Origin of the sequence: Prevotella sp. P2-180 (assembly GCF_002251435.1) — a bacterium.
Classification (GTDB): domain Bacteria; phylum Bacteroidota; class Bacteroidia; order Bacteroidales; family Bacteroidaceae; genus Prevotella.
In genome coordinates, this window is the sequence record NZ_NPJI01000088.1 from 30318 (window position 1) to 45468 (window position 15151).

A 15151-nucleotide genomic window follows, 5' to 3' on the forward strand; every position below is an offset into this window, starting at 1 on the left:
ACGCTTTTGGCATAGGTCGCAAGTGAAGGCAAAAAAGACAAAAAGTCTACGATAATGCCATAAACGAATGTATAACTTAATAAATAATAACAACATTATGAACATCAGACCATTGGCAGACCGAGTACTCGTACTCCCTGCACCAGCAGAAGAAAAAGTCGGCAGCATCATCATTCCCGACACTGCAAAGGAAAAACCACTCCACGGCAAAATTGTCGCTACTGGCAACGGAACGAAAGACGAAGAAATGATTCTGAAGGAAGGCGACGAAGTGCTCTACGGAAAATATTCCGGCACCGAACTCGAATTCGAGGGAACAAAATACCTTATGATGCGTCAGAGCGACGTACTCGCTATTTTGGGATAATCACAACAAATATTGGACATAAAAAAGAAATATCATGGCAAAAGAAATAAAATTTGACGTCGACGCACGTGAAATGCTTAAGAAAGGCGTAGACCAGCTGGCCAACGCAGTAAAGGTGACACTCGGACCAAAGGGACGTAACGTCATTATTGAGAAAAAATTTGGTGCACCACAGATTACAAAAGATGGTGTGACAGTGGCAAAGGAAGTGGAACTCGAAGACCGCTTTGAGAATACTGGCGCACAACTCGTAAAGAGCGTGGCAAGCAAGACTGGCGACGATGCCGGCGACGGAACAACCACTGCCACTATCCTCACACAGAGCATCGTGAACGTAGGACTGAAGAACGTTACTGCAGGTGCAAACCCAATGGACCTCAAGCGCGGTATCGACAAGGCTGTGGCTGCTGTTGTTGAGCATATCAGAAACAGCGCAGAGCAGGTGGGCGACAACTACGACAAGATTGAGCAGGTGGCTACTGTTTCCGCCAACAACGATCCCGAAATCGGTAAGCTCATTGCCGACGCAATGCGCAAGGTAAGCAAAGATGGAGTAATCACCATCGAGGAAAGCAAAAGCCGCGACACATATACCAACGTTGTTGAGGGCATGCAGTTCGACCGTGGATACCTCAGTGGCTACTTCGTAACCGACGCCGACAAGATGGAGTGCGTGATGGACAATCCATACATTCTCATCTACGACAAGAAGATAAGCAACATCAAAGACTTCCTCCCCATACTGCAGCCTGCTGCCGAAAGCGGACGCCCAATGCTCGTAATAGCAGAGGATGTCGATTCAGAGGCACTTACAACACTCGTTGTCAATCGTCTGCGTGGCGGACTGAAGATATGCGCCGTTAAGGCTCCTGGCTTTGGCGACCGCCGCAAGGCAATGCTTGAGGACATCGCTACACTTACCGGAGGCTTGGTCATCAGCGAGGAGAAAGGACTGAAGCTCGAACAGGCCACACTCGACATGCTCGGAACCTGCGACAAGGTCACCGTAAGCAAAGACAACACCACCATCGTTAATGGTGCTGGCGACAAGCAGCTCATCGCCGAGCGTGTGGCAATGATAAAGAACGAGATAGCAAACACCACCAGCTCTTACGACAAGGAGAAGCTCCAGGAACGTCTGGCTAAGCTCTCAGGCGGCGTGGCTGTGCTCTATGTAGGCGCAAACAGTGAGGTGGAGATGAAAGAGAAGAAAGACCGTGTCGACGACGCTCTCTGCGCAACTCGTGCCGCAGTGGAGGAAGGTGTTGTGGCTGGTGGCGGCACTACATATATCCGCGCCCTCGACGCATTGAAAGACCTCAAGGGCGACAATGCCGACGAGCAGACCGGTATCAACATCGTTGAGCGTGCCATCGAAGAGCCTCTGCGACAGATCGTTGCCAATGCTGGCGGCGAGGGTGCAGTGGTAGTACAGAAGGTTCGTGAGGGCGAAGGCGACTTTGGCTACAACGCACGCACCGACGTTTACGAAGACCTCCGCAAGGCTGGTGTCATCGACCCTGCCAAGGTGGCTCGTGTGGCTCTCGAAAATGCAGCCTCTATCGCAGGAATGTTCCTCACCACAGAGTGCCTCATTGTCGACAAACCGGAAGACAAGGCTGCCATGCCAATGGGCGGCGCTCCAGGAATGGGAGGAATGATGTAATCTGCAGATAGCAAAATATGACTTTTCTGTGCTAATTTGTTCAAATTTAACATAAAAGAATAAAAAAACTATTTTGTTTTTGTGGCAGGTTAGACAGAATGTTATACCTTTGCATTCGAAAAACGTGGTGTGACATTTATACACACGTTTCGCTCAAACATAGCAAGTAAAGATATTTTTGATTTGTTTTAGTAGATTAGTTTTTAAGTAGTTTGTTTTTTGGGAATCGGCTGCCGTGAGGTAGCCGATTTTTCGTATATTTTTCAAAAAAAGAAAAAAAACAACTGAAAAACTACGATTTTTGCCATAATTCTTCGCTATTGTCTCTTTTTTCCATTAACTTTGCAGCAAATATCGAAAGAATGGAAAGACTTTTGAAACTTTATGAGCATTGGGCAGGAGAACAACCTGCCAACATAGCTAAGATGGAAGGGGCTGGAAGCAACCGCGAATACTATCGCATCACGGCCATCGACGGCTCCACCGTAGTAGGCGTGGTAGGCACAAGCCGCGACGAAAACCATGCCTTCATCTATCTTAGCAATCATTTTACGTCAAGAAAACTGCCGGTGCCAAAGGTCATTGCCGTCAGCGACGACCAGATGTGCTATCTGCAGACCGACCTCGGCTCCACGTCGCTCTTTGACGCCATTGCTGGCGGACGCAATGCTGGCGGACGATATACACTAAGCGAGAAGGAACTTCTTGTGAGAACAATACGCGAACTGCCGAATATTCAGATTAGGGGAGCACGGGGACTCGACTTCGCCAACTGCTATCCACAGGCAGAGTTCGACACCAACAGTGTGCTCTTCGACCTCAACTATTTCAAGTATTGCTTTCTTAAGCCCACAGGCCTCGACTTCCACGAACTCAAACTCGAAGCCAACTTCCATCTATTTGCAAAAGACCTCACCGCAGAGAAATGCGAGAGCTTTATGTATCGTGACTTCCAAGCCCGCAACGTTATGCTCGACACTGAAGGCAAACCGATGTTCATCGACTTCCAAGGCGGACGAAAAGGACCATACTACTACGACCTCGCTTCCTTCCTCTGGCAGGCATCGGCAAAATACCCCAACAAGCTGCGCCGCGAACTGGTGTACGAATACTACAACTCGCTTAAACATTATACCGAAGTGCCGTCGACGCGGCATTTTGTGCAGCGACTGAGCCTCTTCGTCCTCTTTCGCACGCTTCAGGTACTTGGCGCTTACGGATTCCGAGGGTATTACGAGAAGAAAAAACACTTCGTCGACTCCATTCCGCCGGCAATACAAAACCTGCGCGAGCTTCTCCAACTCAACATCTTCCCCTATCCATATCTCATGGACATGCTAAGGAGACTTACCGAGATGCCGCAGTTCGCACGCATAGAACAAGCCGCCGTCAACCGTGCTGATGGCTTCAAGGTGGCAGAGAAAAACGTCTATAAGGCTCATCCGCAAGACGGACCCGCCACCTTCTCGAAGTACGACGGCAGCGGACCCCTCGTAGTGCGTGTCTACAGCTTCTCCTACAGGAAGGGAATACCCGACGACTCCTCGGGCAATGGCGGTGGCTACGTGTTCGACTGCCGTAGCACTCACAATCCCGGACGATACGAACCATACAAGAAACTCACCGGGCTCGACGAACCCGTGATACGCTTCCTTGAAGACGACGGTGAGATCACCACCTTCCTCGACAGTGTGTATAAGTTGGCCGACGCACATGTTCGTCGCTATATCCAGCGCGGGTTCACCTCCCTTATGTTCTGCTTCGGCTGCACAGGAGGACAGCACCGCAGTGTCTACAGCGCACAACACCTCGGCGAACACATACACCGCAAGTTTGGCGTAAAGGTAGAGATAATCCACAGAGAACAGGGGATCCATTTTGAGCTTGATGCTCAAAATGGAAATTAAAAAATTAAAGAATTAAAAAATTAAAGACCATGGCGGCGACAATGAAAAAAATTAAAGATTTAAAAAATTAAAGACGGAGCCAATGAACTTTAATTTTTAATCTTTTAATGTTTTAATTTAAACACCTTGCGCCAATGAACTTTAATTTTTAATGTTTTAATGTTTTAATTTCAAAATAGAATATTTTGACATGAGACAGGCAATGATATTTGCAGCGGGACTTGGAACCAGGCTGCGCCCTATAACAGACACGATGCCAAAGGCACTGGTGAGGGTAGGGGGAGAACCTCTTCTCCATCGGGTCGTCATGAAACTCAAGGACGCTGGCTTTGAGCGCATAGTGGTCAACGTACATCACTTTGCCAACCAAATCGTCGACTATCTCAAAGCCAACAACAACTTTGGCCTCGACATAAGGATTAGCGACGAGACAGACTGTCTGCTCGACACTGGCGGCGGCATACGCAAGGCAGCCCCGCTGTTCGACCCCTCCTCGCCCATCCTTATACACAATGTCGATATACTGAGCAACATCGACCTTGCCGACCTCTACAACAAGTCGCAAGACAACGATGCCACACTGCTCGTCAGCCAGCGTGACACATCACGCTATCTCGTTTTCGCCGACGACATGCAACTCGCCGGATGGAAAAACATCAAGACAGGAGAGACAAAAGGCCCGATAGCATCTCTCCCACTCAACTCCTCGCCCCACACCTTCACCCAATATGCCTTCTCAGGCATCCACGTTTTCTCGCCTCACCTGTTCCCTCTCATGACAGAGTGGCAGGAGAAGTTCGGCATCATCGACTTCTATCTAAAGGCTTGCAATCACAGCAGGGTGAGGGGAATAGTGAAGGATGGCTTGCAGCTGCTCGACGTGGGTAAGCTCGACAGCCTTGAAAAAGCAGAGAAATTCATTAACAACAAATAATAAAAAAAAGAAAGAAACATGCAACAGAAGATTATCATTCTCGACTTCGGATCGCAGACGACACAGCTCATAGGTCGCCGCGTTCGCGAACTTGACACCTTCTGCGAGATTCTTCCCTACAACAAGTTTCCGAAAGACGACCCATCGGTGATCGGAGTAATTCTGAGCGGATCGCCTTATTCGGTCCACGACCCGGAGGCTTTCAAGGTCGATCTGAGCCAGTTTGTAGGACGTCTGCCGGTGCTCGGCATCTGCTACGGAGCACAGTTCATCTCCCACACCCTCGGAGGAAAAGTGGAGAAGGCTGACTCGCGCGAGTATGGACGTGCCCACCTGAAGACAGTAAACGTGGAGAATCCGCTCTTCAAGGGCTTTGAGCAGAACTCACAGGTATGGATGAGCCATGGCGACACCATCACAGCCATACCTGAAGGCTTTGAGTGCATTGCGTCGACAGAAGACGTCCGCTTTGCCGCTTATGCTGCCGACGGTGCCACAGTAAGCAAGCTGCCCGAAGCCAATGGCGACAAGGGCATCTGGGCAGTTCAGTTCCATCCGGAAGTGTTCCACACCGTACAAGGCACCCAGCTGCTGAAGAATTTCGTTGTAGACATCTGCGGCTCCACACAGAGCTGGAGCGCAGCGTCGTTTGTCGACACCACCGTGGCAGAACTCAAGGCCCAGGTGGGCGACGACCGCGTCATTCTCGGACTCTCAGGAGGAGTAGACTCTTCAGTGGCAGCCGTGCTTCTCAACCGTGCCATCGGCAACAACCTCACCTGTATCTTTGTCGACCATGGCATGTTGCGCAAAAACGAGTTCCGCGACGTGATGCACGACTACGAGTGTCTGGGCTTGAACGTCATCGGCGTCGATGCGTCAGAAAAATTCTTTGCCGACCTTGCCGGAGTTACCGACCCCGAGCAGAAGCGTAAGATCATTGGCCGCGACTTTGTGGAAGTGTTCAACGCCGAGGCGAAGAAGATCACCGGAGCAAAATGGTTAGCCCAGGGCACCATCTATCCCGACCGCATCGAGAGCCTAAACATCACCGGAAAGGTGATAAAGAGCCATCATAACGTAGGCGGACTGCCTAAGGAGATGCATCTCCAGCTCTGCGAACCTCTGAAGTGGTTGTTCAAAGACGAGGTGCGCCGTGTGGGACGCCAGCTCGGCATGCCCGAACATCTCATCACCCGCCATCCCTTCCCCGGTCCCGGTCTTGCAGTGCGCATCCTTGGCGACATTACTCCCGAGAAGGTACGCATTCTACAGGATGCCGACGACATCTACATCCGCGGACTGCGCGACTACAAGGTACGTCTCTCTGGCGAGGATGCCCGCAAGGTGTTAGCCGCCGGAGTGCCCGCCGCAATGACCGACGGCGAGATCGAGGTAAGCCTCTACGACCAGATATGGCAAGCAGGCACAGTCTTGCTCTCCACCGTGCGCAGTGTAGGAGTCATGGGCGATGAGCGCACCTACGAGCATCCCGTAGCCCTCCGAGCCGTCACCTCCACCGACGCCATGACCGCCGACTGGGCCCATCTTCCCTACGACTTCATGGCAAAGGTATCCAACGAGATAATAAACAAGGTAAAAGGAGTCAACCGAGTCTGCTACGACATCTCCTCCAAACCACCTTCCACAATTGAGTGGGAATAACCCATATAGTTAGACCACCATCCGAATTCCTTTTAAGAGGTGCGGATGGTGGTCTTCTCTGTCTGTAATTTTATGAATTACTTCTTACTAATACGGAATACCGTAACAGAGTTTGCAGGGAACTTATGTACTAAATGATTGCCATTGATACGTACCTGCTCCTTGTGTGGAACAACTTTAGTAGGAGCATCCAGGCTGTTTTCATCAAGACTACTTCCAGAAGAAAGGACTGTTGCCTCTGCCAGATCAGCCACCTTTCCGATTCCATTGAGCAGAACCTTTGTGGTAAGATCTTTATTACCGGCATTCACAACCTTGACAATAATGTCACCCGACTTTTCGTCTTTTTGTGCACTGGCACAAACTGTCTTTCTGTTTATATCAGTAAGCGAAGCCTGCTGCACCAATTTGCCATCAATATATCCCTTAACCGTAAGAGGGGATACTTCCAGACGTATGTTATACCAACGTCCTGGCTCGATTGAATAGTTGATGCTATGAGAATCCATGATCGTCTGCATCTGATTGATGGAATTGCTATAACCACCAATGTCCCAACGAGTACGATTGTTTATTCCCTTCTGATGATGGAAGTATATCTGGAAACCATTTTCACCCGACAACTTACGAGCTTTCAAAGTAACAACATACTCTCGCCAATTGTCATTGCCAACAAAAGCAGTAACTTCTGTTGCCAAAGAGTTTTGACTAAGCACACCATTGCTAACTGTCCATTCTCCATCACCCAGCATTTCCCAATCATCAATACTAGATGAGAAATTATTTTGATACAGCACTTTGCCCTTTGGCGTAGTAACCTTCAAGTCCTTAAACTCCGCACTATTCTTCCAAGTACCCAGACCAATGCCACCTGAACTAGATGGAATATCCACAAGTGGACTTCCCGTCACAGAAACAGGCAGCGTAACTGTGCCCTGATTCTCAGCAAACATCTGCTGTACATAATAGCTAGGCAGACCATACCAACGATGGTTATCATAATTAATCAAGTTGATTGGCCAACGCTGATGCTCCACATTGCAGAACAAAGGAGCGTATGCAGCCATAGCCACCAAATCGGAATTGCGCTCCAATCCCGTCATAAATGCAGCTTCACCAATGGCACCTCTGAGGTTACCCTTTCCACATTGACTAGTTACGGCATACTCACCAATAAACACTTTTTCTCCTCCACGCTTGCGATTGTCATATTTATTGGCATTGAGTATGAACCAATCTGGCGTATTATAATAATGCTCGTCAATCATCGCATGAGAAGGAGTTGAAGGATGTGAGCCACTCCAGTCGTTAGAGATGATTTGCATTTCTGGAAAACGAGTCTTGATGGCATTGGCTATCAACTCGAAATTCTTGAAATAGACACTACCAAAGTTCTCATTTCCCACTTCTATATATTTTAGTTTGAAAGGTGCAGGATGACCATTGCGAGCTCTGGCTGCTCCCCATACGCTCGTTACTGGACCGTTGGCATACTCAATGGCATCAAGCGCATCTTGAATCCACTGGTCTATCTCATCGGACGGTATTGTCTCCTTGTGTGAGACTCCAGCATTAATACAGAACAACGGTTCTGCGCCAAGGTCTTCAGCCAACTGCAAGTATTCATGATATCCTATGCCATGAGTTGCTGTATATCCCCATAAATTCCATAAAGGTATGCGACTGTCGATCTTACCGATGGTATTCTTCCATTGATAACGCTGAGAAATTTCCTCTCCTTCTACCCAGCAACCACCAGGAAAACGCAAGAAGGTAGGATGAAGATTGTCCAAGGCTTCACCCAGGTCTTTCCTCACACCGCTCTTTCCCCATCGTTTCTGAGGAATAAGGCTAATCATATCCATACACACCTCGCCTTTTCCGTTGCCTTCAATGACAAGTTGTGCATTGGTACTTGCTTCCGTAGGAATCAATGTGGCTTTCGTATATTTCCAAACACCTGTTACATCAGAGATGTCAGTTTCTGCCAACACGTTGTCACCAACAACTATCTTGGCTTTCATCTTTCCTTGATAAGAGTTAGGAGTGCGCAAAGCAATAGAGAAGTCATATTTCTCTCCTTTCTCCACATTCATGCCCCAGTAGCCATCATTAGAAAGCGTAAAATCACCTTGCGCATCAACATTCAAAAACTGTCGGTTTCTGGCGTTGAGAGGAACTGCTGGATTTTTCGCATTAGAAAGGTCAGCCTTTCTCACTTTGGCTTCGCCTTGCAAAGAGCGGAATTGCCAAAAACATAACGAATCCGCATCCTCAAAAGAGCGATTGCGCACCAACTCAGGGTAAAGACCTCCATCCACAGAAAGATTGATATCCTCTAAGAAAATACCAAAAAGTGTAGGAGAAACTGCATGTAAAGGCTTGTTTACATCGATTGTTATCGTTGCTTTTTGAGCAGCAGCCGTCATTGCCATCAAGACAAAACTGGAAAAAAGTGTCTTTTTTATCATTTTAAGAATATTTATAGTTAAAAATTGTTCTGTGCAAAGGTACTCATTTTACTTTGATTACCAAACAAATTTTAAGTTTTTGATATCTTTAGTATATAAAAAGGCCGCCTTCATAGCTCTTAAAGGCGACCATATTGTTATCATATTTATTATAAGTTTCGCATTTACTCATGCTGCAGAAGTTAGAAGTACACATTGGCACCCATGCAGCTTGTCACTCCGAGAGTAGTTGCTATTGCCGACAGTGCGGCCACAATCAGCTGAAGTATCAGCTTCCAAGTATTCGTTTTATTAGTTGTACTCATAATCGTAATTTTTTAATTTTTTAATTCCCTCTGTAGGGTTACTGCCCGAGGTCGTCGCCACCGCTGCCGCTTCCGCCGGAACCGGCATCCTCACCTCCACTCGGATTCTCAGGGTCCTCAATCACGCCAGAGTCACTGGAGTTCACACGCTTCACCACCTTTCCGTTGCGGTCGTAGCAGGTGATGCTCACTGCGGTGTTCATCAGTTCCTTCTTCACGTCGCTAGAAGCTACGAAGATGATTTTTCGAGTGGTGATGAGGCTCGACGCCACCATGTTCACGTCCTCCACGCTCTTTGCGTTCAGACCGAATCGCATTGTTCCCAGTCCCGGCACCGGCACCGAATGGCCCTCAGTAGCCCAAGCCTTAATCACGTCGCCGCAAGCAGAGAACGCGGCTTGGAGAGCACCTTTTTGGATACCCGATCGAAGAGAAGCCTCCTCAATCATCTTGCTCTCAGAGAGAGATGAATACTTTTCTGCGGCCATCTGGTAGACATACTTACCAGCCCTTGGGCCGACCATGAGCTTACGCTCTTGCGCTTTTACTTTAATTGTCATAACACTCTAATTTTTAAATTAAACAATAAATCTTTCTAATACGCTGCAAAGATACTACAATTTTTTTAATCATGCAATAAATTGCATGATTAATTTCCTTGCATTATGTTTATTTAACAAACACTTCCCTTTACACAATTTCTTCTACTGACAAATTTTTGCGCACCAATTATCGCGCAATTGCGAGTCAGTAGACGTGAGATTGTCTTTTCCTGTATAAGGTTTACTCTGATTTAACATTAATTTTATATTCGTTCGTCTTTTCTTGACTTTCCATCAGATGAATGTTGACTTACTTTTTCTTCGGTTATATCAAAAAGTTCCATTCAAATATGCCTTTGTCTGAACGTAACTTGGTTCATAGTAGGCACTGCTATTATAGTTGTCTATCGTTTCGCAGATAGGAGAGGCATAGACGCTGATGATAGAATCTGCAAAGTTGCCTCCTGAAGGCGTAATTGAATCAACCAGTCGTGCATATACTTTTCCCATTTGGGTTTCTGATGGAATCTTGTCTGTGAATCGGGGATTTATGGATGTTACATCAAAGTTTCCTGATTCAAGTGCATACTCTTCCTTCCAGTCAGCAACCACCTGCTCTGGGTTAAGACAATGCAATGTTCCTGCGATGGATAGCTGACGCTCTAGAGCCGCCTTACCTAACTTCTTTACAACATAGTTATTACGCTGATGAAGATGGCGTGCTGTGCGTTCTATCATATAGCATACAAAATAGAGATCATTGAAAGTTATCTCTTCGTCTGGGAAATAGATGTTGCTCATAATGCGTAGCTCTTTTTGAACGTTAGTGTTTTGAGTGCTCTGTCATTGCAGAATAACAACTGATGATATCGTAGTCATGTGACTCGCCGTGACGACATGCTGCTTTGTTATGCTTCCAATGACTTCTTTTATCTTTTAACGCTGCGAAGGTAGCGAAAAAGTGGCAAACGACCGAATCTTTTTGTAACGGATATGCTATATATAAACATATTTGACATTTTGACAAGTGATTTTGAACTCGCGGATTCAAAAATTTAATCTCAAATGTTATAAAATTATTGAGGAGGCAGGACACTGACCTGTCCACTGCCTCGCTTGAATTACTAATCAAGAAATGTAAAAAAAATTAGTCTATATGAACGGCGGTCTTCCCCCTGGTATAGGCTCACATGCAAATAAGTCCTGCATCGGCTCAGAGTCGAGTGTGCGCAGGTCGGCGATGTGATTTTTCAGGTCGGCTTTAATCCTCAGGTTCTCTATTTCCTCGCGCCTTGCCATTGTCATACGACAGAACTCCTCCTCGCGCTCGATGCCGCAGAACCGGCGTTTGCACAGGTTGGCTGCAATGCCCGTTGTGCCGCTGCCTGAGAATGGGTCGAACACCCAGTCGCCCTCGTCAGTACATGCCAGTATGATGCGCGTCAGCAAAGCGAGCGGTTTCTGCGTAGGGTGCTTGCCGCACGACTTCTCCCATCTGCCGATGGCAGGCAGTCGCCACACGTCGGTCATCTGCTTCCCGTCGTTCAGCCGTTTCATCACGTCGTAGTTAAACTTATGCGCCACCTTCTTTGATTTCCTCGCCCATATCACAAACTCCGTTGAATAGGTGAAGAACCGGCACGAAATGTTCACAGGCGGATTGGTCTTTTGCCAAGTGATGACATTAAGAATTTCTCCCTTATCCACGCACACTACCTTTCCGCTCTGCAAGGATATTCCGCCGTTGGAGAGGCAATAAGGCGGGTCGGCGAATATCATGTCGAACTTAAAATCAAAGTCGGGCATAGCAGAGAACGAGTCACCCTTGATGAGGGTGAAATCCTTTCTCTGTGACACATAAAATGCCTTATCCTTGTGTATGTCCAACTGATATTCCATTGCGGCTGCAAAGGTAGTGGAATATCTTGAAAAAATATACAAAAGATCATAGTTTGACTTTTGTGATCAAAAAAGATCAATTGGATAAAAGGTTGATTATCAATAACTTTGTTGCTAATATGAGACAAATATGCAATACTCATATTGTTAATTATTGATCACAAAAATACAATAAATAAATTACAAGCGTCTATAGTTACCTCTTCCTAAAAATTCCACAAGACCCTTGTTTCTCAGAAATTGCAACTGTTGCCTTATCTTGTCTTTCACGTGAGCATTGTCACGATGCTTTTCCTGAAGTTCGTCGCAGAAATCATACATTTCCTTAAGTGTGAACACGTCATCTTTCACCACTCCTGTATATGAGGGCACCACGATGACTCTCGGTGGCAATCTCGTGGATGAGGAACTTGTGCCGGAAGAGTTTTTTATCCCTGAAAATGAAGTTGCGAAGTGGGAATATGAGAAAGGGGCAAAGAAGATAGAACACACATCTAAGGAGGGATATGATTAATGTTAATACGCATCAGCCATGAGATCCTTTCTTCCAATGATGCTGAATATGGTGATATTGTTGTCCTCGTTGAGTATGCGGAGAGTGCGGAGAATCTCGTTGAGGGTTGAGCCGCTTGTCGTCACGTCGTCAACAATCAGAATGTTCTGCTGACGAATAGACCTGCAGAGTTGCTCGTCAGCTTCCGTGGCAAATTTCAGGAAGTTCATTATGTAGGGACGGAAACGGCTTTTCTTGACATCCTTGGCTATGGTGAAATAGTCCTTTTGATGAATAAGCTCAACCATTGCATTAATCGTGCTCTTCACTTCTTCCTTCTGTTTCTCAGAGTATCGCGGACGTCCGTTTTCAAGTACATCATTAAGATATTGCCTCTCATACGAGTCCATATCAAATGAAATGTTCTTAGGCAATGCTTTCACCAACTCAATCTCACGGAGCATTGGTTGGGCAAAGCGGTAAATGTAGCGGAGCATAAACTCATTGACCTTGCTCGATGATTCGGGCATGATAACCAGGTCGTAATCATAGAGATTAACCTTGGAGTTGAGATTATCCACAGCCTTTTTTATGAACTTTGTGAGATCAGGGTTGGCACGCAGTGATTTTTGGAATTTCAGATATTTGATGAATTGTCCGCGTGTGGTTCCTGTCACATGGTTGGCAAATTCATAACCATAATAGAAGCATTTTCCGAATTCCTCTATCTGATATCCATTGCCAGTGAGACTGACAATATCATTAATGCCGTCATGCCCGAAGTCAAACATGAACGACTGTTCTTTCTCGTTATATGACACTCCCATACGCGCAAATACTAATATTAGTTTGCAAATTTACAACTTTTATTATAGAAACAAAAGAAAATACGGAAAAATATTCAAAAGGTTCATAGGGACAGGTACGTTGGTTCGTTAGTTTTTCGCGAATCATTGGTACCTATCCCTATGATTCCTATATTGAATATCTCTCAATCTTGCAAGTGTGCTGCTTGGAATCACGGTCGTAGCTGATGCCCACGAGGAGGATGTCGCCGGTGTATTCGGCAATCTTTGCGGGATATTGCTTGCGCTTAATCTGGTCGATGGCAGTGTCGGCCGTGTTGTTGAATTTCAGTTCGATGACTAGGGCGGGTTTGCTCACGTTGCGGCGTGGAATCATTACCAGGTCGGCATATCCCTTGCCAGTGGCATACTCGCGGTGGATGACGTATTCATTTCTTGCCCATATATATGCCACGGTGAGCACGCAAGCCAAGGAGTTCTCGTCGTTGTAGGCGAGGATGCTCGTGTTTTCGTCGTGGGCCAGGTCGATGGCCTGGGCCACTGCGTTCTCATTGCCCGCGATGGTGGCGTCGAGGAGGAATTTTGAGTTTTGTATTGTATTTGCCAACGGAGTCCATGATGTAGCTTTAATTGCATTGTTCATCTCGTCGGCCACTTCCTTGTTAGGAATGTAGCACTCGTAAGTGTCTCTGTCGTATGACAGATAGCCGAGATGTATCAAGACGGTTAGCACATCGTTCTTGCTTCTGATGACTTGCATGTCGTTGAGGAATTCGGTGGTGTTGACATACACGCGTTCTCCCGCCAGCATGCGGATGATATCGTCCTTGAGTCCATCGAAGTTCATCTGGATATATGTAATGACCGAGTCGGCGGCTCCGGTGGTAGTCCAATAGCTTCTATATTCTTCTTCATCAATAGCTCTCATGACAGAATAAGGATTAAACATTCTTGAAGCTTTACCGATGCGATATCCGTCATACCATCGTTCCATTTCCTGGATATTCATATTATTCTTCCGGCACAGTGAAACCACTTCATCGTGTGTAAATCCAAGAGATGTGCTCATCTTTCCTGGATTAATCATAGAATATTCGCGAAAGTTGTTCAGCGCAGATTCGGTGTTGTACCTCTTAATTGGCAGGATGCCAGTGAGATATGCCCCGGCAAATACTCTGTCGGAATTCTGTGTCTTGAACAGACGTCGGAGCAGCATGACATATTCATCAAGTATGGTGGGTGTGACAGTGTCAGGATCACCCTTCATCTTCTGTCGCTCGGGGAACTCGCGGCAGATGGCGTCCCACTCGTCGATGATGAAGAAGAATTTTTCTTCTGTGGCTTGGTGGATGGAGGAAAGTACATCCATAAGGTCGGAATTGTCCTTGTATTTTACATCGGGAAAAGCCTCTTTAAGTTCATAAATAATATCCTCCTGTATGGTTCTCACAATATTCTTTCTCATTTCCGGCCGTGCGGTGAATGATGTCACGTCGAGATAGAGCACGTTGTATTTGTTGAGATATGTCTCGAATGACTTGTCCTGCTCAGCCATCAATCCTCGGAAAAGCTCTCGCGAGTCGCACGACTTGTCGTAATAGGCACACAGCATCTTTGCCGCCATCGACTTGCCAAATCGGCGGCAGCGGGTGACGCAGCTGTAACGGCTCTCGGAATTGAGTCTCGCGTTAATCAGCGGTATCAGCGATGTCTTGTCAACATATTCGTGAGACACGATGTCTCTGAACTCAATATTACCTCTATTAATATATGTACCCATGGTTTGTTTGACTGTTGCAGGAGTGATATGCCCACAATTCGGGAGCAAAGATAGTGCAAATCGAAGACAAAACAAAATAAAAGTCCAAAAACTTTTATTTTTTTTGTTGAGGTGCCGTTTATCGGGGGCATGGTGGAAGGCTGATATAGGGTCCTTTGCAGTTGTCCTGCGGCTGGCGGTCTTACATAAACCTCAAATCCGCAACCGCCCTCATAAGATGACACAGAGGTCAAAAAGGTAGCGGCACTGCGGCAAAAGAGGGCGCAACGCAGCAAAAATCGCCACAAAGACGCATAAATTCCCCTTACCCCACCAC

Annotated in this window: 14 protein-coding genes; 6 read left to right on the top strand and 8 right to left on the bottom strand. The window is 46.8% G+C overall.

All coding sequences use genetic code 11. The annotated features are described in order from the left end of the window. The first annotated feature begins 97 nt into the window (after window positions 1-97). The 5 genes from CIK98_RS12105 to guaA all read left to right on the top strand — a co-directional run bounded on the left by CIK98_RS12105 (window position 98) and on the right by guaA (window position 6539). Window positions 98-367: a co-chaperone GroES gene (locus tag CIK98_RS12105; RefSeq protein ID WP_094384606.1), complete on the top strand. Its 270-nt coding sequence runs from the start codon at window positions 98-100 to the stop codon at window positions 365-367. A 34-nt stretch (window positions 368-401) separates the two neighbouring features. After that, window positions 402-2033, top strand: a complete 1632-nt coding sequence (gene groL, locus CIK98_RS12110) for a chaperonin GroEL (RefSeq protein WP_094384580.1) — start codon at window positions 402-404, stop codon at window positions 2031-2033. A gap of 362 nt (window positions 2034-2395) precedes the next feature. Beyond that, window positions 2396-3940 carry a phosphotransferase gene (locus tag CIK98_RS12115; RefSeq protein WP_094384582.1) on the top strand — a complete coding sequence of 515 codons (1545 nt, stop codon included), beginning with the start codon at window positions 2396-2398 and terminating at the stop codon, window positions 3938-3940. 190 nt (window positions 3941-4130) lie between these two features. Next, entirely contained in the window at window positions 4131-4874 is a 744-nt protein-coding gene (locus tag CIK98_RS12120) for a nucleotidyltransferase family protein (RefSeq protein WP_094384584.1), read from the top strand. Window positions 4875-4892: 18 nt separating this feature from the next. Then, a complete protein-coding gene (gene guaA, locus CIK98_RS12125) occupies window positions 4893-6539 on the top strand; it encodes a glutamine-hydrolyzing GMP synthase (RefSeq protein ID WP_094384586.1) in 1647 nt (548 codons plus the stop codon). Window positions 6540-6616: 77 nt separating this feature from the next. On the opposite strand, the gene CIK98_RS12130 is transcribed toward guaA, so the two are convergent. The 6 genes from CIK98_RS12130 to CIK98_RS12150 all read right to left on the bottom strand — a co-directional run bounded on the left by CIK98_RS12130 (window position 6617) and on the right by CIK98_RS12150 (window position 12077). After that, window positions 6617-8758, bottom strand: coding sequence for an alpha-L-arabinofuranosidase C-terminal domain-containing protein (locus CIK98_RS12130; protein ID WP_172409933.1), 2142 nt, complete (start codon window positions 8756-8758; stop codon window positions 6617-6619). 434 nt (window positions 8759-9192) lie between these two features. Then, window positions 9193-9315, bottom strand: coding sequence for a smalltalk protein (locus CIK98_RS18250; RefSeq protein WP_172409793.1), 123 nt, complete (start codon window positions 9313-9315; stop codon window positions 9193-9195). A gap of 38 nt (window positions 9316-9353) precedes the next feature. Continuing rightward, complete coding sequence (locus CIK98_RS12135) at window positions 9354-9875, bottom strand: DNA-binding protein (protein WP_094384590.1); 522 nt, start codon at window positions 9873-9875, stop codon at window positions 9354-9356. A 312-nt stretch (window positions 9876-10187) separates the two neighbouring features. Continuing rightward, entirely contained in the window at window positions 10188-10658 is a 471-nt protein-coding gene (locus CIK98_RS12140) for a hypothetical protein (protein ID WP_094384592.1), read from the bottom strand. A 351-nt stretch (window positions 10659-11009) separates the two neighbouring features. Then, window positions 11010-11756: a site-specific DNA-methyltransferase gene (locus CIK98_RS12145; RefSeq protein ID WP_094384594.1), complete on the bottom strand. Its 747-nt coding sequence runs from the start codon at window positions 11754-11756 to the stop codon at window positions 11010-11012. 180 nt (window positions 11757-11936) lie between these two features. Continuing rightward, entirely contained in the window at window positions 11937-12077 is a 141-nt protein-coding gene (locus tag CIK98_RS12150) for a hypothetical protein (RefSeq protein WP_094384596.1), read from the bottom strand. 10 nt (window positions 12078-12087) lie between these two features. On the opposite strand from CIK98_RS12150, the gene CIK98_RS12155 reads away from it, so the two are divergent. After that, the gene (locus CIK98_RS12155; RefSeq protein WP_094384598.1) at window positions 12088-12270 is read left to right on the top strand and encodes a hypothetical protein; all 183 of its coding nucleotides are present in this window, start codon (window positions 12088-12090) and stop codon (window positions 12268-12270) included. 2 nt (window positions 12271-12272) lie between these two features. Here the strand turns inward: CIK98_RS12155 and CIK98_RS12160 are convergent, their stop codons facing one another. Both CIK98_RS12160 and CIK98_RS12165 read right to left on the bottom strand, forming a co-directional pair. After that, window positions 12273-13076, bottom strand: a complete 804-nt coding sequence (locus CIK98_RS12160) for a hypothetical protein (protein WP_094384600.1) — start codon at window positions 13074-13076, stop codon at window positions 12273-12275. 148 nt (window positions 13077-13224) lie between these two features. Beyond that, window positions 13225-14835 (bottom strand): AAA family ATPase, encoded by a 1611-nt coding sequence (locus tag CIK98_RS12165; RefSeq protein WP_094384602.1) that lies wholly within the window; start codon window positions 14833-14835, stop codon window positions 13225-13227. Window positions 14836-15151 lie beyond the last annotated feature (316 nt).